The organism is Streptomyces sp. NPDC001822, from assembly GCF_042892135.1.
Lineage (GTDB): Bacteria > Actinomycetota > Actinomycetes > Streptomycetales > Streptomycetaceae > Streptomyces.
This window is the reverse complement of the sequence record NZ_JBIATW010000001.1, coordinates 482228-503347: the sequence shown is the minus strand read 5'-3', so window position 1 is coordinate 503347 and position 21120 is coordinate 482228. Positions and strand designations below refer to the sequence as shown.

General features: G+C 71.3%; 25 protein-coding genes. 10 read left to right on the top strand and 15 right to left on the bottom strand.

The window, feature by feature from the left end; genetic code table 11:
• Positions 1-24 precede the first annotated feature (24 nt).
• Complete coding sequence (locus tag ACFYY2_RS02370) at positions 25-807, bottom strand: MHYT domain-containing protein (protein WP_388735855.1); 783 nt, start codon at positions 805-807, stop codon at positions 25-27.
• A 161-nt stretch (positions 808-968) separates the two neighbouring features.
• Here ACFYY2_RS02370 and ACFYY2_RS02365 point away from each other — a divergent pair, with 161 nt between their 5' ends.
• Together ACFYY2_RS02365 and ACFYY2_RS02360 are read left to right on the top strand one after the other, a co-directional pair.
• Positions 969-1568: a class I SAM-dependent methyltransferase gene (locus tag ACFYY2_RS02365; RefSeq protein ID WP_388735853.1), complete on the top strand. Its 600-nt coding sequence runs from the start codon at positions 969-971 to the stop codon at positions 1566-1568.
• A 147-nt stretch (positions 1569-1715) separates the two neighbouring features.
• Entirely contained in the window at positions 1716-2606 is an 891-nt protein-coding gene (locus ACFYY2_RS02360; RefSeq protein ID WP_388735850.1) for a hypothetical protein, read from the top strand.
• 132 nt (positions 2607-2738) lie between these two features.
• Here ACFYY2_RS02360 and ACFYY2_RS02355 read toward each other — a convergent pair whose 3' ends face one another.
• The 3 genes from ACFYY2_RS02355 to ACFYY2_RS02345 form a co-directional block, all read right to left on the bottom strand.
• The gene (locus tag ACFYY2_RS02355; RefSeq protein ID WP_388736810.1) at positions 2739-3281 is read right to left on the bottom strand and encodes an MOSC domain-containing protein; all 543 of its coding nucleotides are present in this window, start codon (positions 3279-3281) and stop codon (positions 2739-2741) included.
• Complete coding sequence (locus ACFYY2_RS02350; RefSeq protein ID WP_388735848.1) at positions 3278-3460, bottom strand: hypothetical protein; 183 nt, start codon at positions 3458-3460, stop codon at positions 3278-3280. Before ACFYY2_RS02350 ends, ACFYY2_RS02355 begins: the two co-directional genes overlap by 4 nt.
• A 92-nt stretch (positions 3461-3552) precedes the next feature.
• Positions 3553-4617, bottom strand: coding sequence for a fatty acid desaturase family protein (locus ACFYY2_RS02345; protein WP_388735846.1), 1065 nt, complete (start codon positions 4615-4617; stop codon positions 3553-3555).
• A 299-nt stretch (positions 4618-4916) separates the two neighbouring features.
• Between ACFYY2_RS02345 and ACFYY2_RS02340 the strand changes: the two genes are divergently transcribed.
• The 3 genes from ACFYY2_RS02340 to ACFYY2_RS02330 all read left to right on the top strand — a co-directional run bounded on the left by ACFYY2_RS02340 (position 4917) and on the right by ACFYY2_RS02330 (position 9819).
• Positions 4917-7823, top strand: a complete 2907-nt coding sequence (locus ACFYY2_RS02340; protein ID WP_388735844.1) for a DEAD/DEAH box helicase — start codon at positions 4917-4919, stop codon at positions 7821-7823.
• Complete coding sequence (locus tag ACFYY2_RS02335) at positions 7820-9109, top strand: SWF or SNF family helicase (protein WP_388735841.1); 1290 nt, start codon at positions 7820-7822, stop codon at positions 9107-9109. Before ACFYY2_RS02340 ends, ACFYY2_RS02335 begins: the two co-directional genes overlap by 4 nt.
• Before the next feature lie 110 nt (positions 9110-9219).
• A complete protein-coding gene (locus ACFYY2_RS02330; protein WP_388735838.1) occupies positions 9220-9819 on the top strand; it encodes an N-acetylmuramoyl-L-alanine amidase in 600 nt (199 codons plus the stop codon).
• Between the two features lie 148 nt (positions 9820-9967).
• Here ACFYY2_RS02330 and ACFYY2_RS02325 read toward each other — a convergent pair whose 3' ends face one another.
• From ACFYY2_RS02325 to ACFYY2_RS02275, 11 genes are all read right to left on the bottom strand, one after another.
• A complete protein-coding gene (locus ACFYY2_RS02325; RefSeq protein ID WP_388735836.1) occupies positions 9968-11641 on the bottom strand; it encodes an MFS transporter in 1674 nt (557 codons plus the stop codon).
• A gap of 169 nt (positions 11642-11810) precedes the next feature.
• Positions 11811-12089, bottom strand: coding sequence for a gas vesicle protein K (locus ACFYY2_RS02320; RefSeq protein WP_388735834.1), 279 nt, complete (start codon positions 12087-12089; stop codon positions 11811-11813).
• Positions 12086-12313 (bottom strand): gas vesicle protein, encoded by a 228-nt coding sequence (locus ACFYY2_RS02315; RefSeq protein WP_329042494.1) that lies wholly within the window; start codon positions 12311-12313, stop codon positions 12086-12088. The genes ACFYY2_RS02320 and ACFYY2_RS02315 overlap by 4 nt, the downstream gene beginning before the upstream one ends.
• 2 nt (positions 12314-12315) lie before the next feature.
• Positions 12316-13167, bottom strand: a complete 852-nt coding sequence (locus tag ACFYY2_RS02310; RefSeq protein ID WP_388735832.1) for a GvpL/GvpF family gas vesicle protein — start codon at positions 13165-13167, stop codon at positions 12316-12318.
• 19 nt (positions 13168-13186) lie between these two features.
• Positions 13187-13525 (bottom strand): gas vesicle protein, encoded by a 339-nt coding sequence (locus tag ACFYY2_RS02305; RefSeq protein WP_388735830.1) that lies wholly within the window; start codon positions 13523-13525, stop codon positions 13187-13189.
• Positions 13522-14625, bottom strand: a complete 1104-nt coding sequence (locus ACFYY2_RS02300) for an SRPBCC family protein (RefSeq protein ID WP_388735828.1) — start codon at positions 14623-14625, stop codon at positions 13522-13524. The genes ACFYY2_RS02305 and ACFYY2_RS02300 overlap by 4 nt, the downstream gene beginning before the upstream one ends.
• A gap of 6 nt (positions 14626-14631) precedes the next feature.
• Positions 14632-15582 (bottom strand): histone protein, encoded by a 951-nt coding sequence (locus tag ACFYY2_RS02295; protein WP_388735825.1) that lies wholly within the window; start codon positions 15580-15582, stop codon positions 14632-14634.
• 7 nt (positions 15583-15589) lie between these two features.
• The gene (locus ACFYY2_RS02290; RefSeq protein ID WP_388735823.1) at positions 15590-15844 is read right to left on the bottom strand and encodes a gas vesicle protein GvpG; all 255 of its coding nucleotides are present in this window, start codon (positions 15842-15844) and stop codon (positions 15590-15592) included.
• Between the two features lies 1 nt (position 15845).
• Positions 15846-16592 carry a GvpL/GvpF family gas vesicle protein gene (locus ACFYY2_RS02285; protein WP_388735820.1) on the bottom strand — a complete coding sequence of 249 codons (747 nt, stop codon included), beginning with the start codon at positions 16590-16592 and terminating at the stop codon, positions 15846-15848.
• Between the two features lie 3 nt (positions 16593-16595).
• Complete coding sequence (gene gvpJ / locus ACFYY2_RS02280; RefSeq protein WP_388735817.1) at positions 16596-17042, bottom strand: gas vesicle protein GvpJ; 447 nt, start codon at positions 17040-17042, stop codon at positions 16596-16598.
• A gap of 45 nt (positions 17043-17087) precedes the next feature.
• Positions 17088-17408 (bottom strand): gas vesicle protein, encoded by a 321-nt coding sequence (locus ACFYY2_RS02275; RefSeq protein ID WP_388735815.1) that lies wholly within the window; start codon positions 17406-17408, stop codon positions 17088-17090.
• Between the two features lie 124 nt (positions 17409-17532).
• Here ACFYY2_RS02275 and ACFYY2_RS02270 point away from each other — a divergent pair, with 124 nt between their 5' ends.
• The 5 genes from ACFYY2_RS02270 (at position 17533) to ACFYY2_RS02250 (ending at position 21105) form a co-directional block, all read left to right on the top strand.
• Complete coding sequence (locus ACFYY2_RS02270; protein ID WP_388735813.1) at positions 17533-17976, top strand: hypothetical protein; 444 nt, start codon at positions 17533-17535, stop codon at positions 17974-17976.
• 2 nt (positions 17977-17978) lie between these two features.
• A complete protein-coding gene (locus ACFYY2_RS02265) occupies positions 17979-18998 on the top strand; it encodes a PHP domain-containing protein (RefSeq protein WP_388736807.1) in 1020 nt (339 codons plus the stop codon).
• Between the two features lie 150 nt (positions 18999-19148).
• A complete protein-coding gene (locus tag ACFYY2_RS02260) occupies positions 19149-20111 on the top strand; it encodes an iron-containing redox enzyme family protein (RefSeq protein ID WP_388735810.1) in 963 nt (320 codons plus the stop codon).
• A 54-nt stretch (positions 20112-20165) separates the two neighbouring features.
• Entirely contained in the window at positions 20166-20861 is a 696-nt protein-coding gene (locus tag ACFYY2_RS02255; RefSeq protein ID WP_388735808.1) for a HemK2/MTQ2 family protein methyltransferase, read from the top strand.
• The gene (locus tag ACFYY2_RS02250; protein WP_388735806.1) at positions 20845-21105 is read left to right on the top strand and encodes a CDGSH iron-sulfur domain-containing protein; all 261 of its coding nucleotides are present in this window, start codon (positions 20845-20847) and stop codon (positions 21103-21105) included. Before ACFYY2_RS02255 ends, ACFYY2_RS02250 begins: the two co-directional genes overlap by 17 nt.
• Positions 21106-21120 lie beyond the last annotated feature (15 nt).

The window sequence follows — 21120 nt, the reverse complement described above, 5'->3', positions numbered from 1 at the left end:
CGCGGAGTGGGCGGCGGGTTGCGGTCAGCGGGCAGCCGCCGCAGGACGTTCGCTGCCGGTTCCGTCGAGAGTGGCGGCCCGGTGTTCGCGGGCGGCCGGTGAGAGGGCCACGAAGGCCGAGGTGAGGAAGAGGTACGACCCCAGGCCGACCGCCAGGGGGAAGATGAACTGCATGACCGTGGCCCCGGAGAGCTCCGACACCGACGGATCGACGCGGACGCCGACCGCCAGCATGCCCGTGTAATGCATGCTGCTCACCGCCGCGCCCATGACCAGCGACGCGATGGCCACCGCTCCGGGCGACTTGATGTGGAGCGCGGCCCAGAGCGCCGCGGTGGCGGCGACGACCGCGATCACGATGGAGACGGTCACCAGCAGGGGGTCGAAGACGACTGTTCCGTGGAGCCGGAGTGCCGCCATGCCGAGGTAGTGCATGCTCGCGACGCCGAGCCCGGTGGTGAGGCCGCCGACGAAGAGGGCGCCGGCCCGGTCGCGGCCGTAGCCCACGGTGAAGACTCCGGCGCCCACGACGAGCATGGCGACCAGCAGGCTGAGCAGGGTGAGCGGTACGTCGTAGCGGATGTCCGTGCCGGTGACGCCGAAGCCGAGCATGGCGACGAAGTGCATCGTCCAGATGCCCGTCCCGATCGCGGATGCCGCTGTGAGCAGCCAGTTCCGGCGCGATCGGCCGCTGGTGCCGAGTGCGCGAACGGTGCAGCGCAGGCCGAGCGCGGCGCCGACGCACGCCATCGCGTACGACAGCACGGGTGTCAGCCAGCCGAAGGTGGCGTGGTCCAGGTGTCCCATGAACCGGGGACGCTAGTGCCCCCGAGGGCGTACGCCGGGCGCTCATTTCGAAAGGTGCTGAAATATGACAACGAAATGTTCCTGAGCGATCGGACAGCGTTCGAACGTGCGCGCCGCTACGGGTCGTTTCGTTCGGCTCCGGCGTGCGCGATCATGTCCGCATGGCCGACGACCACACACACGTGCAGGAGTTCTTCACCGTACGGGCGGCGGACTGGGACAGCCGCTTCCCCGACGACGGCCCGGCCTACGCCGCGGCCGTCGGTGAGCTGGGCCTGCGGCCGGGCGACGCCGTGCTCGACGCGGGCTGCGGCACGGGACGGGCCCTCCCCGCTCTGCGCGCCGAGGTGGGACCCGGTGGCACCGTGCTCGGAGCCGATCTGACGCCCGCCATGCTGGGAACGGCGCAGCGTGCGGGCCGGGCCGCGAGCGGGGCACTGCTCCTGGCCGATGTCGCACGGCTCCCCCTGCGCCCCGCAACCCTCGACGGGGTGTTCGCCGCGGGGCTGATCTCGCACTTCACCGACCCCGGTCAGGGGCTCACCGAGCTCGCCCGTACGGTGCGGCCGGGGGGCCGGCTCGCCCTGTTCCATCCGGTCGGGCGGGCGGCACTGGCCGCTCGGCACGGCCGCGCGCTCTCGGACGACGACCTGCGTGCCGAGCCCCGCCTCGCGCCCCTGCTGGCTGCTTCGGGGTGGCGTCTGGAGTCGTACACCGACGAGGACGACCGCTTCCTCGCGCTGGCCGTGCGAACCGGCTGAACGGCCCCTGCCCGCGCAGAGCGGAACCCGACGCACGTACCGTGGCCGGCGGGGCGGCTGTTCCGCTTGTCAGGGCCTCGACGACAGGGTTACCGGGTGGTTAAGGTGCGCCGACGGACCACGCGATGAGGGATGAGGGTGGGTGCTGTGGCAGGGACGGACGACACGGGCGCCGACGACGACGCACTGTTCGTGCTGACGGCGGTACTGCTGACCCCCGCGCAGTTCCCCAGTGTGCTCGGCGACGACTACGTGGCGGCGTGCGCGGAGCTCGGACTGGAACCGTACGCCGAGGGCTACGGTCTCGTGCTCGGCCAGGACAGCGGGGGCGCCCGCTGGACGGTGGTCGTCGATGACGTGTCACTGGTGGCGGTCGCCATCGCCTCGTGGGACTGCGGGATGGAGTACGACCTCTCCCCCGACGACCGCTCGGTGGTGTGCGCCCTGCCGGGGTGGCCGCTCGCGCTGGCGGTGGCCGCGCCCGGAGTGCCCGAGCCGCACGACCCGCCCCCCGACACGAGCTCCGAGGAGGAGGGGCCTGCTGCGCTGGCACCCCCGGACACGGAGGCCTGGGGAGCTCCGCAGCGACGCCTGGGGGCGGACGAGATAGCGCTGCAGTGGTCGGCATGGCGGGACCGGATAGACGACGAGACCGCCTTCGGCAGGTCGGGCGACACCGAGCCGTCCGGCACGGCGTCCTCCGCGGAAGCCATGACCGGAGACGCGGTCGACGACGGTGGCCGAGGTGACTCCGGCGCCGCAGGCGGGAGGCATCCCGGCGTGCGCGCGGCACTGGAAGCGGCGCGGGCGTACGTCACCGCTCCGCCCCCTCCCGGCCGGATCCGGTCCGCCTTCGCTCCCGGCGGGGCGCGCACGCTACGGGTGGACGGCCCGGGCTGGTCCCTGGTCGCCAGGACCGACGACATCGCGTTCATCCTGCTCGACGAGGAACCGGGCGAGGTCATGACCGTGGGCCGGGGCCCCGAACTTCCGGGGCTGCTGAAATCACTCGACGAACTCGCCGTCCGGCCGAACTGACCGACGGACCGTGCGGCGAACTGACCGCCGGACCGCGCGGCCAGGCGGGTTCGCCCCTGTCTACACGGCACCTCCACCGGCCCGCGACCGTCCGGGGCCCCCGTCGGTGCGTGGCCCCGGACGGTCGCGCCCCTACACGCGCTCCAGCGGCCGGTGCGGCTCGGCCGGGAGCTCGGCGCGGACCGGATCGCCGGGCCGCACGATCCCGCCCGTCACGACGACGCCCATGATCCCTGCCTTGCGGACCACGGTGCCGTCGTCCGCCCGGCCGACGACCTGCTTGAGCAGCCCGTCCCGGAAGTGGTCGATCTGCAGGCACGGGTTCCGCAGCCCCGTCACCTCGACGACCGCCTCCTCGCCGAGCCGGAGCAGGGTTCCCACCGGGAGCGAGAGCAGATCGATCCCGCTGGTGGTGACGTTCTCCCCGAGATCGCCCGGGGCCACCTCGAACCCGGCCTCCCGCAGCTCGTCGAAGAGCTCCTGGTGGATGAAGTGGACCTGACGCAGATTGGGCTGTGTCGGATCCTGTGCGACGCGCGAGCGGTGTTTGACCGTGACACCGGCGTGTACGTCGCCCTCCACTCCGAGCCCGGCCAGCAGCGTGATGCTGTCCCTGTTCGGCTTGGTGAACGAGTACACGCCGTTGCTGCTCACTGCGGTGACCTCGGTGTTCAGCGTCCTATCTCCTTGCGACCGATCTTGCGGAGCCTGCGCCTCTGAGACGGGTCGAGCATGAGGTAGCCCGCGGTCGGCACCCCGATGAGCACCAGCAGCGACCACCAGAAACCGATGAACGGAATCAGGACGACTGCCGCGACGACTCCCCCGATGGCGATCTTTGCACCGTTCGACATGATCCGTGCCTCCTTCGCGGCCCGAGCCGCTCCTGATGTGTGAACGCGTGTGCGCGCCCGTCGGTTCCGCGTCCGGGGCACAGGTCCCGGCGTCAGCGCAGCGGCTCTCCGACCTCGTGCATGTGCCGCAGGGCCTGCCGGTAGGACTCGACGAGACCGGTTTCCGCGTACGGCATCCCGATGGACGCGCAGTGGGCCTTCACCAGCGGCTGGGCCAGCCGCAGGTGAGGACGGGGCATGCTCGGGAAGAGATGGTGCTCGATCTGGTAGTTGAGCCCGCCGAGGAACCAGTCGGTGAGGACGGCCCCGCGCACGTTGCGCGAGGTGAGGACCTGGCGCTGCAGGTGACCCCACCGGTCGCCGTCCGGGTCGGGCATCTCCATGCCCTTGTGGTTCGGGGCGAAGGCCATGCCGAGGTGCAGGCCGAAGAGCGCGTGGTGCGCGAGGGCGAAGAGGACGGCCTTGCCGGGGGACATCGTGCTCAGCAGCAGTGTGGCGTAGAGGGCGAGGTGGCCGGCGAGAAGAAGGCCGGAGAGGGCGCGTTCGCGGACGGGCTGGCGCCGCAGGAACTGGAAGCCGTAGATCTTGAGGGCGATGCCTTCGAGCAGCAGCATCGGAAAGAAGAGGCGTGCCTGGTTGCGGGTGAGCCGGCGGGCGAGGCCCCGGCGCTGCGCGGCCTGCTTCTGGGTCCACACCAGGGCGCCGACGCCGACGTCGGGGTCCTTGTCGATGTGGTTGGGGTTGGCGTGGTGGCGTACGTGTTTGTCGTTCCACCAGGCCTCGTTCATCCCCAGGAGCAGGTTGGCGTGCACGAGTCCGACGATCCGGGCGGTCCGGCGGTCGCCGGATATCTGGGCGTGTCCCGCGTCGTGCCCGAAGAAGGCCGTTCGGGTCCACAGGACGGCCAGCGGCAGGGCGAGGACCAGGGTCCACCAGGTGTCGCCCAGGAACACCATGCCGGTGATCACTGCTCCGAGGGCGGCCAGGTTCACGGCGATCCCCCTCGCGTACCAGCCGGTCCGCCGTTCGAGGAGGCCCTGCCCCTTGACGTCCTTGAGGAGTGGCGCGAAATCACTGCCCGCGGCCTTCGGGCCCGCCGTGCTCTCCGCTTCGTCTCGGGGGTATGGCGCAACGGTGGCTGCTACCGCCTGGGGCATGACGTCTCCGGTTTCTGGGCCTCGGCTCTGACCTGGTAAAACGTACGGAGAGCAGGCCTGTGGCAGCCATGGCGCCATCACCCCGCCGGAGTGGGGGGAATACCCCGTGTCCGGTGGTGGGGTGAGCTCCACCCCGAGCTTCGGCGGGCAGGGTGCAGGGGTCAGCGGGCAGGGTCCAGGCGTCGGCGGACAGGATCCAGCGCGTGGGGCACCGTGCTCTCCTCCCGGAACAGTCCGCGGGTGAGGTAACCTCGGCGACCCCGGGTTCACTAGTCAAGTTTGAGGAATTCGACATCGCTGTGCACAGGCTTCCTGCGGCAACACTCGACGAGATCACCGAACTGTCCCGCTGCTCCGCGGTCTTCCTCCCCGCGGACCCGGCCCGTGCCGGCCTGATCGCGTTCTGGGAGCCGGACGGCAGCGCCCCTCCCGGCGACCTGGGCAGCCCAGGGGAACTGACCGTGGTCGGCAGTGACATCCGCCCCCATGTGGTCCCGGCGCGGCTCCTGCCGGTGAAGGAGGCACTACCGGTCCTGACACGGGCGCGGGTCGGCGCGGATGCCTCACCGTCGGCCGCGTTCTGGGGCGCCGCAGGCGTGCTCGCGCTCCAACTCGTCGCGCGCGGGCTGCTGCTGCCGGGGCTGAGCACCACGGACCGCGACGCCTGGCGTGCCGGTCCCCTGGCCGCGGAGGATCTCGAACGGATCCGGGTCCTGGCGGCTTCGATGCCGCCGCCCGCACACGCGGTTCCCCTGGACGCGGCGGCCGACCCGCTCCTGCTGCCCGAACCGGAGTCTCTGCTGCGGGCGTTCCTCGATGCGGTGGTGGACGGGCTGCCCCGGACCCCGGCGGCCCGTGCGGTCACGGGCTCGCCCGCGTTCGCCGGGCGAGAGGCCCGGCACCTGCCCGGGCTGCGGCCGTGGGCGGCGGACGTGGCGGCCGGACACGACGCGGGCGTACGCCTCTCGTTGCGGGTCGAGATCTCCGGGCTCACCGAAGCGGAAGCCGGGGAGGGCGGCTCCGGCGGGGCGCCGTCCTTCCGCGCCGTCCTGCAGATCCACAGCGTCCGGGACCCCTCGCTGGTCGCCGACGCGGCGGACGTGTGGACGGACCGCTCCCCCGCCGCGTCCCTTCTCGGTCCGCGCGCCCGGATGGACGCCCTGCTCGCCCTGCGCCGGGCGGCGCGTGCATGGCCACCGCTGGCACCGCTTCTGTCCGCCACGGTGCCGGACGCGGTCGAGCCGGCGGACGAGGAGGTCGCGGAACTGCTGGGTCCGGCTGCCCGGGCGCTCGCCGCGACAGGCGTACAGGTGCACTGGCCGAGGGACCTGGAGCGGAAGCTCACCACCCGGGCGGTGATCGGCCCGGCGGAGGACAGCGGGGCGGTGATCGGCCCGGCGGCGGGCGGCGGGGCGACGCAGACCCGGCCGGGTACGACGGCTCCGTCCTTCCTGTCCCCCGAGGCCCTGCTGGCGTTCGACTGGTGGTTCGCGCTGGGCGACCAGAAGCTGACGCGGGAGGAGTTGGACCGGCTGGCGGAGGCCGGCCGCCCCCTGGTCAGACTGCGGGACCGGTGGGTGCTCGTCGATCCCGAGGAGGTCCGCCTCGCGCGGCGGACCCAGGACCGCAAGGTCGCACCGGTCGACGCGCTGAGTGCCGTGCTGACGGGCACCACCGATGTCGACGGACGCCGGATCGACGTGTCCGCGACGGGCTGGCTGGAACAGCTGCGCGCACGCATCGCGGACCCCGAGTCTTCGACGGCACAGGCGGTGGGTCAGCCCGCGGCGCTCGACGCCGATCTGCGCGACTACCAGCTGCGCGGCCTGAACTGGCTGGTGACGATGAGCTCGCTCGGCCTCGGCTGCTGCCTCGCCGACGACATGGGGCTCGGCAAGACCATCACTCTCATCGCGCTGCACCTGCACCGGCAGGAGTCGGGAACGACGGCGGGGCCCACGCTCGTCGTCTGTCCCACCTCCCTGATGGGCAACTGGCAGCGGGAGATCGAGCGGTTCGCCCCGGGAACCCCGGTGCGCCGCTTCCACGGCCCTTCGCGCTCACTGGAGGGCGTAGCCGTCGGCGAGTTCGTCCTCACCACCTACGGCACCATGCGGCTGGACGCGGCGCGGCTGGCACAGGCCTCCTGGGGCATGGTCGTCGCCGATGAGGCGCAGCACGTCAAGAACCCACGCTCGGCGACCGCGAGGCAGCTGCGGACCATCGGAGCGGGTGTGCGCGTCGCGCTCACCGGAACCCCGGTGGAGAACAACCTGTCCGAGCTGTGGGCGATCCTCGACTGGACGACACCGGGACTGCTCGGGAAGCTCGGTACGTTCCGCTCCCGGTACGCGAGCGCGGTCGAGAGCGGGAACGATCCCGCGGCCGCCGCGAGGCTCGCCTCGCTCGTCCGGCCGTTCCTGCTGCGCCGCCGCAAGTCCGACCCGGGCATCGCCCCCGAGCTGCCCCCCAAGACGGAGACCGACCGCACGGTGTCGCTCACGCCGGAGCAGGCGGGACTGTACGAGGCGGTGGTCCGCGAGACGCTCGCCGAGATCTCCGGGGCGGACGGCTTCGCGCGGCGCGGGCTGATCGTGAAGCTGCTGACCGCGCTCAAGCAGATCTGCAACCACCCGGCGCAGTACCTCAAGGAGGAACAGCCGCGGATCGTGGACCGGTCCGGGAAGGTGGAGCTCCTCGACGAACTGCTCGACACGATCCTCTCCGAGGGTGCGAGCGTCCTGGTGTTCACGCAGTACGTCCGCATGGCCCGCCTGTTGGAACGGCATCTGGCGGCCAGGGGCGTGCCGGTCCAGTTCCTTCACGGAGGGACGCCGGTCGCCGAACGGGAGAGCATGGTGAACCGCTTCCAGGCCGGCGCGGCACCGGTGTTCCTCCTGTCACTCAAGGCCGCCGGTACGGGGCTCAACCTGACCCGGGCCGGCCACGTGGTGCACTTCGACCGCTGGTGGAACCCGGCGGTCGAGGCGCAGGCCACCGACCGGGCGTACCGGATCGGGCAGACCCAGCCGGTGCAGGTGCACCGGCTGATCGCCGAGGGGACGATCGAGGACCGGATCGCCGCCATGCTGGCGCGCAAGCAGGGGCTGGCGGACGCGGTGCTCGGCGGCGGCGAGGCCGCCCTGACGGAACTGACCGATGCCGAGCTGGCCGAACTGGTCGAGCTGCGAGGGGGCGCACGATGAGTGGGAGCACCGAGCCGGAGCGTACGTTCGCCGCGCTGCCGCCCGCGCAGGGCCGCGGTTTCGCGGCGTCGTGGTGGGGGCGGGCATGGCTGAAGGCTCTGGAGGACACGGCGCTGGACGGGGCGCAGCTCAAGAAGGGCCGCAGGCTCGCCCGGGAGGGACGGGTGGGCGCGGTGTCCGTGCGGCCCGGCCGGCTGACCGCCGTCGTACAGGACCGCGACTCGGCGGCGTACCGGAGTGATGTGCTGCTCCAGGAGCTGGGCGACGAGGAATGGGACCGGTTCCTGGACATGGCCGCCGAACGGTCCGGGCACATCGCGGCGCTGCTCGACCGCGAGATGCCGACGCATCTGGTGGAGGACGCGGCAGCCGCCGGCGTCGACCTGCTGCCGGGCATCGGCGACCTGGATCCGGAGTGCGGCTGCGAGGCCTGGGACCACTGCCCGCACACGGCCGCTCTGTGCTATCAGGTGGCGCGGCTCCTGGATCAGGACCCCTTCGTGCTGCTGCTCCTGCGGGGGCGTGGCGAGCGACGGCTGCTCGACGAACTGCAGGCCCGGAGTGTGGCGCGGGCGGTCGGTGCGGTGGGTCCCGGGGCGGACGCGGGGGAACCCTCCGACGGCCCGGCGCAGGGAGTGCGCGCCGACGAGGTCTTCGCCGCAGGCGACATATTGCCGCCCCTTCCCCCGCCACCGGATCCGCCGGAGGAACCGGGAGCGCCACCGTCGCTGGACATCGAGACGGCGCCCGGCGGGGACATCGACCCGGCCGCACTGGGCTTCCTGGCGGCGGACAGCGCCGCCCGGGCCCTCGCCATGCTGGTGGACGCGCTCGCCGCGGGCCACGCGCTCCGTCCTCCGGCCGCGGAACTGACGCCCGGTGAGGACGCCGTGCGCATGGCGGCCGAGGGCCTGCCGGGTGCACCCGCGATGAGGAAACGCCTGGCGTCCGCCGCGGGCAGAGAGGCTTCCGGACTGGACGACGCCGTGCGGGCCTGGCACCACGGCGGGAGCGCGGCACTGGACGTCCACGACGAGGAGTGGCGGCTCGGTCCGGAGGACCTGGCGCGAGCGGAGGCGGGGCTCGCCGCGGCGTGGGAGGAGGGCGGGGCTCCACGGTTCCGCGCCGTGAACAACCGCTGGACCGTGACGGGTTCGGGTGTGCAGCTGCGCTACGGGCGCGACGGGCGCTGGTGGCCGTACGGGAAGGAGCGCGGCCGGTGGGTGCCGGCGGGGCCCGCGGACACCGACCCGGCCGCCGCCCTGGCCGTCGTGACCTCCGGCTGAGCCGAGGCCGCACGCGGGGGCACGCGCTGTGCCGGTACGGGGAACCGTGGGCCGGCGCGGCGCGTCCTTCAGCCGTACGTCATGATCAGGTCCCACCCACAGGAGTGCCGATGCGGCGCAGAAGGATCCTTCAGGGAGCGGCGGTCACCGCCACGGCGGCCCTCCTCCCGGCGTCGGTCCGCGCGGGTGCCGCACCGACCGCGGCCACGGACTACGCGCAGGCGCAGTGGTTTCCTGCGTCCCGGGCCAACCGCACGTCCGCGAACAGGCCCTCGGACCATGCGGTCGACCGGATCGTCATCCATGTCGCGCAACAGGGTTTCACCGAGACCGTCGGCATCTTCGCGGGTCCGGCCCAGCGGGTGTCCGCCCATTACGTGGTGCGTTCGGGGGACGGGTTCGTGGCGCAGTGCGTGCGCGAGCGGGACATCGCCTGGCACGCGGGGAACTGGGACTACAACACCCGCAGCATCGGCATCGAGCACGAGGGCTGGGTGGACCAGCCCTCGTACTTCACGCGGGCGATGTACGAGCGGTCGGCGCTCCTCACCGCGGACATCTGCGACCGCTACGGCCTGCCCAAGGACCGCGCGCACATCGTCGGCCATCACGAAGTGCCGGGCAGCGACCACACGGATCCCGGCCCCGAGTGGGACTGGGAGCGCTACATCCGCCTCGTCAATCTGGCATCCGGTACCCGCGGACGGTGACGGGGCCGCCCTCCGTCGGGGCGGGAAGACCTGGGGTCCGCCGCCCGGTCATTCCGCCGGCCAGTCACCGGCGCGCCGCTCCCCCGGCGAACTCCGAGGGCTCCGCGCCTGCGCGGTCGGAGGTGGGCCTGCGCGGTCGGAGGTGGGCCTACGCGGTCGGAGGTGGGCCTTCGCCGTCGTCCGTCTTCCTTGTCGGCAGTCCGTCGCGGGCGCCACCCGCAGCGCCGTCCCCGCCCGAGACGCCCTCCACCGCCGCCGTGTCGGCCTCTTCCGCCATCACCGGTGCCATGGCCCCGCCGCCCCGCAGGCGTTCGAGGTCGGAGGCGCGCACCTGGATGACCACCAGGGCGATCAGCGCGGCGACGACCGAGAAGACGGCCGCGACCACGAAGGCCTGGGAGACGCCCGAGGCGAGAACCTGGTCGCCCCAGGGCGGCGGAAGCTCACCCGTCCTGCGGAACTGCAACTGCTGGGCCGGGGTCGATTCCGCCAGGAAGCCGGGAAGCTGGTCCTTCGCCTCGTTGCGGCTGGCGGTACCGAAGACGGTGACCAGGATGGACAGGCCCAGCGATCCGCCCACCTGCTGTGTGGCGTTGAGAACTCCGGAGGCGGCCCCCGCTTCCCTGGAGGCGACACCGGAGACCGCCATCAGCGTGAGCGACACGAACTGCATGCCCATGCCGAAACCGAAAACCAGCAGGGGCCCGAGGATGCTCCCCAGATAGGTGCTGTCGACATCGGTCAGGGTGAGCCACGCGAGTCCGGCCGCGGCGAAGATCGCACCCACCACCAGGAAGGGTTTGGGCCCCCACCTCGGCAGCAGCTTCGAGGCGATGCCCGCGCTGACGGCGATGATCACACTCACCGGCAGAAACGCCAGTCCCGCCCGCAACGGGCTGAAGTCGAGGATGTTCTGGACGAAGAGGGTCAGGAAGAAGAACATCCCGAAGATCGCCGCGGACAGGCTGAGCATCATGCCGTAGGTGCCGGCGCGATTGCGGTCGCGGAACATGTGCAGGGGTGTGATCGGCTGTCTGGACCGGCTCTCCACCGCCAGGAAGACCCCGAGGAAGACCACGGCGCCCGCGAAGGCCCCGATGGTCAGCGCATCGGTCCAGCCGTCCTCCGACGCCCGGATGAAGCCGTACACGAGCAGCACCATGCCGAGCGTCGAGGTGAGCGCACCGAGCAGGTCGAAGTGTCCCGGGTGGCGTTCGGACTCCTTGATGTAACGGGGCGTAGCCACCGCGATCAGCAGGCCGATGGGGACGTTCACGAAGAAGACCCACCGCCAGTCGAGCCACTCCACCAGCACGCCGCCGGCGAGCAGCCCGATGGCGCTCCCGCCCGCCGACACTGCCGCGAACACCCCGAAAGCCCGGTTGCGCTCGGGCCCTTCCCGGAAGGTCGTGGTGATGAGGGAGAGGGCCGTCGGTGAGGCGATCGCGCCTCCCACCCCTTGCAGTGCGCGCGCGGCGAGCAGTTGCCAGGAGTCCTGCGAGAGGCCGCCGAGGAGCGACGCCAGCACGAACAGCAGGACACCGAAGATGAACACCCTGCGGCGGCCGAGGATGTCGCCCAGCCGTCCGCCGAGCAGGAGCAGGCCGCCGAAGGTGAGGGTGTACGCGTTCACGACCCACGAGAGGTTCTCGGTCGAGAAGCCGAGCGAACTCTGGATGTGCGGCAGAGCGATGTTGACGATGGTGATGTCGAGGACCACCATCAGCTGACACGAGGCGATGACGAGCAGCGCAATTCCGTTGCCGTGTCCCCCCTTCGGGGATTCGGCAACGGTTGCGGAATGTGATCCGGGATGTGTCATAGCGCTCCGTGCCATACGAGTCGGCATTGCTCGGAATCGTTCACTCGTTGACGTTAAAACGGACCGGACAGGTCCGCCATTCGAACACCGGCGAGGCCCAGCCATGCGGCCAAAGGGCTGATCGGAGCACCCGCAGAGACCCCGGCGCGTCCCTTTGCCCGCGACGAGGTCAGTCGCGGGGCAAGAGCGTGCCCAGCGGACCGAGGTCGAGGTTGAGGTCCTCCGGGCGCACCCCGTGCTGCTCACAGAGCTCGGCCATGCGCTGATCGAGCATCATGAGCGTGGTCCCGATCTCGTCCACCTGACTCTCGGACAGGTCGCCCTGGTCGATGCGGCGGATCGCCTGCCGTTCCATGAGCTGCCGCAGCAGTTCGACCACCGTCAGCACGAGCGCGACGAGGTCCCTGCCGAGCCGGTCGGAGTCGAGGTCGACGCGTGAGTCCGTCACAGCGGCCCTCCGTCCGCCCAGGGCGCGGGCACACGTTCGTTCACGGAGGAGAGGAGGGCGTGCAGGGACAGCCGCACCAACGGCACGTCCGCGATCGCGATGACGAGGTCACCGCTGATCACCACGCCGGTCGCCAGTACCCGGTCGAGCAGGTCGACCAGCGGCACCCCGATGGGTCCGCTCAGCGGCTCGGGGTTGTCCCAGGGCACCACGTCGTGCGGCATCCCTACACCTCCCCGACAAAGGAGTACGGCACCCAGGGCCCCGAGACCTCGATCCGCGCACCGGTCGTCTCCCGCAACGCCCGGACGAGCCGGCCGAACTCGGCGGCCCGGGACTCCTCGACCAGATAGGTGGCGTTCAGTACCTGGACCCGGCAGTCCCCTCCGAGCTCAGGGGCATGCGGCCTCAGCCGGCGACCCGCGGTGGCGACGCCGTGGAACGCGGCGTCCACCGATTCGGCGAGCCGGAGGGAGTCCTCCTGGCGCCGTTCGCGCTGCGCCTGCGCACCGCGCTTGCGCTCCAGATAGGCGAGGCCGGCCCCGGGGGCGGGCCGGGCCCGTCCTCCGGTGGCCGGCGCGCTGCGCGGAGCGGTGTCGGCGGCAGGTGCCGGAAGCTCGGCCGCGTAGACCTTCACACCCCATTCGGAGCGGCCTGCCGTGCGTTCCAGGGCGGTGCGGAAGCGTTCCGTTTCGGCGAGCAGCGCGTGCCGGGCACGCCCTTCGTCGTGATAGAGCGTTGCCAGCGGGAGCGGGACCGTGGGGCAGGAGGCAGCGGCAGCCGACACCACGAGGTGGTGGGCACGCGCGTACTGTTCCAGCTCGGCACGGTCGGACAGCCGGGCCTCCCACACCTCGTCCGTGAAGTCGGCCGCCCGGACGCTCTGCACGAGCGCGGTCAGCTCACCGAAGTGCACCTGCCGCAACGGGCCGCCCCCGGTGACCCCGGACAGACCGAGGACGGCCTCCGGAACCGGGGAACCGCACACGGCGAATACGTAGAGGGCTCTGCCGTCCGCCGACTCGCCCTCACCGGACGTCGTGCTGTCGTCCGTGGGTTCTGGACCCCGCTCCGTCATCTGGCTCGCTTCTCCTTGCTCATCGGTCGGCGGCCTGCGTCTCGTCCTTCGCGGATTCGAGTGCTTCGAGCCGCTCGCGCAGTTCACGGTTCTCGTCCTCCAGGGAATCCCGGGCGGCGCGTGAACTCAGTGCCGGATCCGTCTCCCACCAGTCGATTCCGGCCTTCTTCGCGGTGTCCACGGAGGCGACGAAGAGGCGGAGACGGATGGTGAGCAGTTCGATGTCGAGAAGGTCGATCTTGATGTCGCCCGCGATGACGATGCCTTTGTCGAGGACGCGTTCGAGGATGTCGGCCAGATTGGTGTTCGGGGGCCCCGGAATGGCATAGGCGTCCCGGCCGACGTCGAGATCGGTCACCTCGACGCCCTCCGTCGTGACCGCTTCCGGGGCGCACTGTCCTCCTCGGGTTCCGCCTCTTCCTCCTCGTCGTCGGGCTCCTCCTCCTCATAGTCCTCGTCGTCCTCGTCCTCGTCCGGCTCTTCCTCGTCCTCGTCCTCGTATGCCTCGTACTCCTCGTCGTCCTCTTCGTCTTCGTCGTCCTGCGGCTCTTCCTCGTCCTCGTACTCCTCGTTCTCGCCCTCCTCGTCCTCCTCGGGTTCGGAGTCGTCGGCCCCGTTCTCCTCGTTCTCCGCCTCCTCTTCCTCCATGGCGTCTTCGTGCGACTGCACGACCTCGCCCTCGCGGATCTCACCGCGCCAGCCCTCGGGCTCCTCGTCGGTGAGCGTCACGAACCGCTGGAAGTGCTTGAAGTCGAGTCGCATGCGACGGCCCTGCACACGCCACAGATTGCCGGTCTTCTCGAAGAAGCCGGAGGGGTAGTACTCCACGACCAGGACGATCCGGGTCAGGCTCGGTGCGAGTTCATGGAAACTCACGCAGCCGCGCGTGGAGCCCTTGGAGCCCTCGGAGGTCCACACGATGCGGTCGTCGGGCACCTGCTCCTGGACCGTCGCCTTGAAGCTGCGCGAGGACGGGCCGATCTTGACCTTCCAGTCGCTCTCCATCTCCTCGTCCATGGAGACCGACTGGACGCCCTTGGTGAAGCTGCCGAACTTGTCGTAACGCGTCCAGTGGTCATAGGCGGTTCGCAGAGGCACACCGACGTCGAGGACCTCGATGATGTTCATGGACTTGCCACTGCCGGACTGGCTCTTGCCCTTGCCCCCGCCGAACGCGTCCTTGGCCTTGTCCACGACTTTGTCCTTGACACTCCCGGCCTTCTCGCTGACGAACGCCTTCACGGGTGATTCGCCCTTGAGGACGCGGGAGGCGACCGACGGCAGGCCCCCACCGTTCTCGGCCATGTCGGTGAGCTGGTCCGTGAGACCCGTCAGCTTGTCGCCGGCCTTCTGCGCAAGCTTGTCCGTCTGCGCGCCGAGGAAGCTCGAGAACTCCCCGCGGAGACGGTCCATGCCCGACTCTTCCGCCTCGGGCTCTTCCTTGTCCGTCCTGGCCATGGCTGCCTACCTCCGCCGTCCGCCGCGGGACGCGGCTCGCTTCGATGACGATGTCTTCTTGGCCGAAGCGGACTTGCGCGCCGCCGCCTTCTTGGCCGGTGCGGTCTTCTTCGCCGCCTTCTTGGCCGTCTTCCTGGCCGGGGCGGCCTTCTTCGCCGCCGCCTTCTTCGCAGGTTCCGCCTTCTTGCCAGCGGCCTTCTTCGCGGATGTGGCCTTCTTCGCGGGTGCGGCCTTCTTCGCGGGTGCGGACTTCTTCGCAGTCGCCTTCTTGGCAGACGCGGTCTTCTTCTCAGCCGCCTTCTTCGTGGGTGCGGCTTTGCGGGAAGCGGCCTTCTCGGCCGGTGCCGCCCTCTTCGCCGGAGCGGACTTCTTCGCCGCCGCCTTCCGGCCGTTCCCGCGGCGAGGGCTCGGCGCCGGCTCCTCTTCCTCCTCCGGTTCCTCTTCCTCCTCCGGCTCCTCTTCCTCCTCCGGCTCCTCTTCCTCCTCCGGCTCCTCTTCCTCCTCCGGCTCCTCTTCCTCCTCGTCTTCGTAGCCCTCTTCCTCTTCCTCCTCGTCCTCGGGCTCGCCCTCTTCGTACTCCTCCTCGTCCTCGTACTCCCCCTCGTACTCCTCGCCTTCGCCCTCGTCCTCGTCCTCGTCGCCGCGCCCCCCGAGCCGCGCCGTGCGGTCGCTGAGGGCGTCGGCCAGGGAGTTCATGCCTCGGTCCGCTGCCGCCGTGAGCGCCTTCTTGCCCGACTCGAGCACGTCACCGCGCAACTGTTCCTGCAGCTCGGCGAACTGCGGGACTTCGCTCAGCCTGCGTACACCCTCGGCGGCGAGCTGGCGCGGCTCCAGGCCGAAACGCCTGCCCGCCAGATAAGTCGCGATGGAGAGCGCGAGCCGGCCCTTCTTGGTACGGCCGAGTACGTAGCCGCCCACCAGGGCCGCCGCGAGTGTCGCCTTCGTCTGGTCTTCCATGAGTACGTCACCTTCGATGGTTCGGCGCGGAGCGGATTCGTGCGGCATGCAGCCGGTCGAGCAACTTCTCCTCTTCCCGTTCGAACACCTCCAGGCTGATCCTTCCGTTCTCCAACTCCTCATTGAGTGAGGCAAGTTGAGCTCGAAGAACACCCGGGTCGTGCAACTCGCGGTCGGCCGCCTCGTTCACCTTCTCGGCGACCCAGGCCACACCGCGGACCGGTGCCAGCGGCAGTAGCAGGAGGCCGGAGACCAGTCCCATGTCAGACACCGGCCGATGCACGCGGGGCGCGGGAGGGGACGAAGCTGTAGCAGGGCAGCGGCCCGGCGAGACGGAGGTCGACGCGCTCACGGTGCGCGTCGGCGAAGCGCCGCACGGTCGTGCCGAAGGCGTCGCCGCGGCTCCGGTCGACGAGGAAGGACACGTTGATGACGCACCCGTGCACCTCCGGCCCGGTGGCCACCGCACGTGCCCCGGCGGTGAGTTCGCGCACAAGCTTGGCCCCCGCGTCGGCGGCCCTGCGTGACAGGGCGGTGGCCACGGCCTCACCCAGTCGGACGTTCGCTTCGTATCCGGGGCGCCTGCGGACCTCCTCGCGCAGTCGCCGCACCGTCTTCTCCTCGGCCACGACGGCGGCGAGCGCGTCCTGCGCGGGCAGCGCCTTGAGGTTGAACTCGACCCCGCCGGCGAGGTGCTCGAGCGTCGCCAGGTGCTCCGCCTGCGACCCGGCCAGCGAGTGCCGCAGGGAGTCCTCGTCGGGTGCGATCACCCCGAAGCGCATGGGCAGGACCGGACCGTCGTCGGAGAGCCGCAGCAGAAGGTCCTGGTGTGCCATCAGGTCTCGTCTGCGGGCGCGCAGTTGCGGTGGCGCGTCGCTCACGACCGCCCGAACCTTCCCCTCCCCGACAAGCCTCACCGGGGCCGGCGGGCCGCCCACTCCCGCGATGCCGGGCGGGAGCGCGGCCCGCGCGGGAACGATCGCGTACACGTACACACCGCTGGACGTCACGACTCACGCCTCCGCACGCCGGCGCCGGCTGGATCCGTCGCGTGCGGGCGCCCGGCGCTTCCTCGGACGCTCCTCGCGTGCGTCGTCGTCCTCGTCGTCACCGCCTCCCACCGCCTTGCGCACCGAGTCGCCCACGGACTCCGCCGCCTTGCGGACCTTGCGCTTGCCGACGGACTTGGCCACGCCCCCACCGAGCAGCTCGGGGATGGTGGTGCTGCCCGAGTCGCGCTCCAGGTCGAGCCGGTTGCACGCCTCGGCGAAGCGCAGGTAGGTGTCCACACTCGCGACCACGATGCGCGCGTCTATCTTGAGGATCTCGATGCCGACCAGGGACACCCTGATGAACACGTCGATGACCATTCCGCGGTCGAGGATGAGTTCCAGGACGTCGTAGAGGGTGCCGGCCCTGGGCGGGCAGGGGACGACTTCGTCTGCGTACATGGTGGTCATCTGGCGTCCTTCCGGGTGAGGGGCGAAACGGTGGGGCGAAACGGTTCACTCGTCGGCGGAACCCCGCCGGTAGCGGCGGACCCTGCTGTACTCCATGAGCTCGCCCCGCTCGTCGATCTGCACCTCGTAGGAGGCCAGCAGGCTCGTCGTGTCCGGGATGCGGGGTACTTCGAGGACGTCGACGACCACGCACCATCCGTCGTCGTTCCTGCGTACAGCGGACACGCCCTCAGCCGTGTGGGAAATCAGCCGTTCGAGGCTCTCGCAAGCGGCCCGTGCGGCATGCTCGGGCCCTCGCCGTGACGAGGCGCGGGGGGCTGCGGTCTTCGCTGGGCTCCCGGATCGGGCGCGACGATTCTCTGCCATGCGATCCAGTCTGGTCAGCTTCGGATACACCGCATCTCGGCGCCGCCCGCGAGGCGCGCGGAGGCCTCACCCTTTCGGCCTCCCGGCGGGACGCATCCGCGACGGTGCGTGCAGAGTCGTAGGCATGAGTGACACCTCTGAACCGACCGGGCCCGACGACGAACACGTACGGCCGCACGGGGTGGACGACGCCGCGGTCGAGGCACTGGGAGCGCTGTCTGAGGCGCTGGAGACGGTGGAGCGCGCCCGGGGCCGGCTGTACGACTTCCACCAGCTGACGGGCGGCGCGGACCTGACCCTGGACCGGGCGGTCGAACTGCTCCGAATGGGGGGTTACACGGAGCAGGCCGATCTGGTGGAGCGGGAGATCCTCGGCCGCAACGTGCTTCCGGGGCGCTGGACCTTCCAGGTGGTGGAGGCGTACGACGACACCTACTACCGGCCGTTCGTCGAGGTCGAGCGGCAGGTGCGGGAGGAACTCGCGGGAGGACGGCGCCACTTGTACGAGGCCGGGATGAAGGAGGCCCGCCGTACGCACGGGCACCCCCATCACACCGCGAGGCCGTGACCGTGGATCCGGGGGCAGCCCTGCGGCGGATCGCGTTCCTGCTGGAGCGCTCCCAGGCGGCGACGTACCGGGTGAAGGCCTTCCGCACGGCCGCGGACGCCGTCGGCTCGCTGGGCGGCGACGAGGTGGCGGAGCGAGCGGCCCACGGATCGCTGGAGGCCGTCCGCGGCATCGGGCCCAAGACCGCCCAGGTGATCAAGGAAGCGCTGGACGGGGTGACACCCCGGTACCTCGAACGGCTGGAGGACGAGACGTCGGGACCGCTGGTGTCCGGCGGCGAGAGCCTTCTCGCCGCGATCCGGGGTGACTGTCATCTGCACTCGGACTGGTCCGACGGCGGCAGCCCCATCCCGGAGATGGGGCGTACGGCGAGGGAACTGGGCCACGAGTGGGCCGTGCTCACCGACCACTCGCCCCGGCTGACCGTGGCCAACGGGCTGACGACCGAGCGGCTCCTGCGACAGCTGTCCGTCGTGGCGGAGCTCAACGAACAATGGGCGCCTTTCCGCCTGCTCACCGGCATCGAGTGCGACATCCTCGCCGACGGCTCGCTCGACCAGGACCCCGAAGTGCTGGAGCGGCTCGACGTGGTGGTCGTCTCGGTCCACTCCAAACTGCGGATGGACGCCGCGGCGATGACGGAACGGATGCTCACAGCCGTACGCAACCCCCACGCGGACATTCTGGGGCACTGCACGGGCCGGCTCCTGGGCGGGAAGAAGCGTCCCGAGTCCGGGTTCGACGCGGACCGGGTGTTCGCGGCGTGCGCGGAGTCAGGGACGGCCGTGGAGATCAACTGCCGCCCGGAGCGGCTCGACCCACCGCGTCGGCTGCTCCGCAAGGCGGTCGCCTCTGGCGCTCTCTTCTCGATCGACACCGACGCCCATGCCCCGGGGCAGCTCGACTGGCAGCCCTACGGCTGTGCGCGCGCCGAGGAGTGCGAGGTGCCGGCCGAGCGGGTCGTCACCACCTGGTCAGCCGAGCGCCTGCTGGACTGGACGAGGGACGGGACGCGCTCCTGAGCCCGGCCGGCGCGGAGCGGTGTGCAAGGGCCCCTTGAGCCACGGGCGCCGGGTCGTGGCGGGCAGGACGGGCCGGTCACCGCCGTTCGGCGTACAGTCGATCTACGTCGTCCGTGTGACTCCGGGGCATGAGGGGGCAGGAGGAAACCCATGTCAGGTATCGGCACAGGCCCTTCTCTTCCGCGCACCCGGGGCCCTCTCTCCGACGGCGTGGTCGGCTTCCTGCGCGGCGGCGGGGCACTGCCCGATCCCGCCGGGGCCGGGGACGCCGATCCGTACGGTGACGATCTCCAGCTCGCCCTCTACGTCTGCTACGAGTTGCACTACCGGGGGTTCCACGGCGTACGCCCGGAGCTGGAGTGGGACCCGCCCCTTCTCGCGGTGCGTGCGGCGCTGGAGGACCGTTTCCTGACGGCCCTGCGGCGCGACGCCACGGGATCGGCGGGTCCGGACGAGCTGCTGGACGGGCTTCTGGTGGAACCGGTCCGCGGGAGCGGTGTCTCCTGGTTCCTCCAGGACCGGGGCGAACTGCGCCACCTCCGGGACTACGCGGCCCAGCGGTCCCTCTACCACCTCAAGGAAGCCGACCCGCACGCCTGGGTCCTCCCGCGGCTCTCGGGGCGGGCCAAGGCGGGCATGGCGGCCGTCGAGTACGACGAGTTCGGGGCGGGCCGGGCGGATCGCGTCCACGCCCGGCTGTTCGCCGGTCTGATGGACGACCTGGATCTGGACACCACGTACGGCGGCTACCTCGACGAGGGCCGCGCTCCCATGCTGGCACTGGTCAACATGATGTCCCTGTTCGGCCTGCACCGCAGGCTGCGCGGGGCGCTCGTCGGGCATTTCGCCGCCGTCGAGGTCACCTCCTCCCCCGCGTCGCGGCGCCTCGCGCACGCGATGAAGCGCACGGGCGCCGGACCCGCGGCGGAGTTCTTCTACACCGAGCACGTCGAGGCCGACGCGGTGCACGAGCAGGTCGTACGCCGTGACGTCATCGGCGGCCTGCTCGCGGACGAACCGGACCTGGCGGCCGACGTCGCCTTCGGCATCACCGCCACCTCGTTCCTGGAGGACCGGCTCGGAGAACGGCTGCTGGCCGACTGGCAGGCCTGATCCGACGTCCCGCTCCGGGCACCCCGCACGGCGTAGCAGCGAAGGGAGTCACAGATGCCCGCAGACACGGCCGAAGCAGCCCGTTCCACCCGGTTCTCCTCCCGCCTGATGACACTTCCGGGGGTGTACGCGCCCCAGCACGACACCCGGCTGCTCGCCGCGGCGCTCGACCGGGAGGAGATACACGCCGGCGCCGAAGTGCTCGACCTCGGGACGGGCAGCGGGGCGCTGGCCCTGCACGCGGCGCAGCTCGGTGCCCGGGTGACGGCCGTGGACATCGCGTGGCGGTCTGTGATGACGGCCAGGCTCAACGCGCTCCTGCGGCATCACCGCATCACGGTGCAGCGCAGCGACCTGCTCTCGGCGCTGCCGGGCCGGTCCTACGACCTGGTGATCTGCAACCCGCCCTACGTGCCCTCGCCCGTCGGCCCGCCCTCCGGCCACAGCGCGGCGCGCGCCTGGGACGCCGGCCTGGACGGCCGGGCGGTTCTGGACCGGGTCTGTGCCACGGCTCCCGCGGCGCTGCGCCCCGGTGGCAGGATCCTGATGGTGCACTCCGGACTGTGCGACAGCGCCGTCACCGTGCGCCGGCTGGAGGACGCCGGGCTGCGGGCCCACGTCAGCGTCCGCGCCCACGTGCCCCTGGGGCCCGTCCTGCGGTCCCGGCTGCGGTGGCTGCGCCGGGCGGGTCTGATGGGCGACCGCGACACGACCGAGGAACTGGTGGTCATCCGTGCCGAGCAGCCCTGAGCGCCCCCGGCGGATCTCACTGGAGGACGACGGGCCCCTGCTGGTCGAGGGGCCCGTCGAAGTCACGTGCGCGGACGGCTCGGTCGCCGTGTCGGAACGGTTCGTCGTCGCGGTCTGCATGTGCCGGCGCAGCCGGATGTACCCGTGGTGCGACACCAGCCACCGGCGTCGCGCGAAACCGGCGGACGTCCGGCCTGCCGGGGAACCGTCGGAGACCCGCCCTGCGGGGGAACCGGCGGACTGACCGGCCTCCTCGGGT

Bases quoted from the DNA above. Each gene is read 5' to 3' on its own strand.
- ACFYY2_RS02290 (WP_388735823.1), bottom strand. From the start codon at position 15,844: ATGGGACTGGTCTCCGGCCTCCTGCTACTGCCGCTGGCACCGGTCCGC.
- ACFYY2_RS02345 (WP_388735846.1), bottom strand. From the start codon at position 4,617: ATGCCCCAGGCGGTAGCAGCCACCGTTGCGCCATACCCCCGAGACGAA.
- ACFYY2_RS02325 (WP_388735836.1), bottom strand. From the start codon at position 11,641: ATGACACATCCCGGATCACATTCCGCAACCGTTGCCGAATCCCCGAAG.
- ACFYY2_RS02295 (WP_388735825.1), bottom strand. From the start codon at position 15,582: ATGGAAGACCAGACGAAGGCGACACTCGCGGCGGCCCTGGTGGGCGGC.
- gvpJ (WP_388735817.1), bottom strand. From the start codon at position 17,042: ATGACCACCATGTACGCAGACGAAGTCGTCCCCTGCCCGCCCAGGGCC.
- ACFYY2_RS02350 (WP_388735848.1), bottom strand. From the start codon at position 3,460: ATGTCGAACGGTGCAAAGATCGCCATCGGGGGAGTCGTCGCGGCAGTC.
- ACFYY2_RS02335 (WP_388735841.1), top strand. From the start codon at position 7,820: ATGAGTGGGAGCACCGAGCCGGAGCGTACGTTCGCCGCGCTGCCGCCC.
- ACFYY2_RS02315 (WP_329042494.1), bottom strand. From the start codon at position 12,313: ATGCCGCACGACGTGGTGCCCTGGGACAACCCCGAGCCGCTGAGCGGA.
- ACFYY2_RS02300 (WP_388735828.1), bottom strand. From the start codon at position 14,625: ATGGCCAGGACGGACAAGGAAGAGCCCGAGGCGGAAGAGTCGGGCATG.
- ACFYY2_RS02275 (WP_388735815.1), bottom strand. From the start codon at position 17,408: ATGGCAGAGAATCGTCGCGCCCGATCCGGGAGCCCAGCGAAGACCGCA.
- ACFYY2_RS02370 (WP_388735855.1), bottom strand. From the start codon at position 807: ATGGGACACCTGGACCACGCCACCTTCGGCTGGCTGACACCCGTGCTG.
- ACFYY2_RS02260 (WP_388735810.1), top strand. From the start codon at position 19,149: ATGTCAGGTATCGGCACAGGCCCTTCTCTTCCGCGCACCCGGGGCCCT.
- ACFYY2_RS02255 (WP_388735808.1), top strand. From the start codon at position 20,166: ATGCCCGCAGACACGGCCGAAGCAGCCCGTTCCACCCGGTTCTCCTCC.
- ACFYY2_RS02365 (WP_388735853.1), top strand. From the start codon at position 969: ATGGCCGACGACCACACACACGTGCAGGAGTTCTTCACCGTACGGGCG.
- ACFYY2_RS02270 (WP_388735813.1), top strand. From the start codon at position 17,533: ATGAGTGACACCTCTGAACCGACCGGGCCCGACGACGAACACGTACGG.
- ACFYY2_RS02330 (WP_388735838.1), top strand. From the start codon at position 9,220: ATGCGGCGCAGAAGGATCCTTCAGGGAGCGGCGGTCACCGCCACGGCG.
- ACFYY2_RS02310 (WP_388735832.1), bottom strand. From the start codon at position 13,167: ATGACGGAGCGGGGTCCAGAACCCACGGACGACAGCACGACGTCCGGT.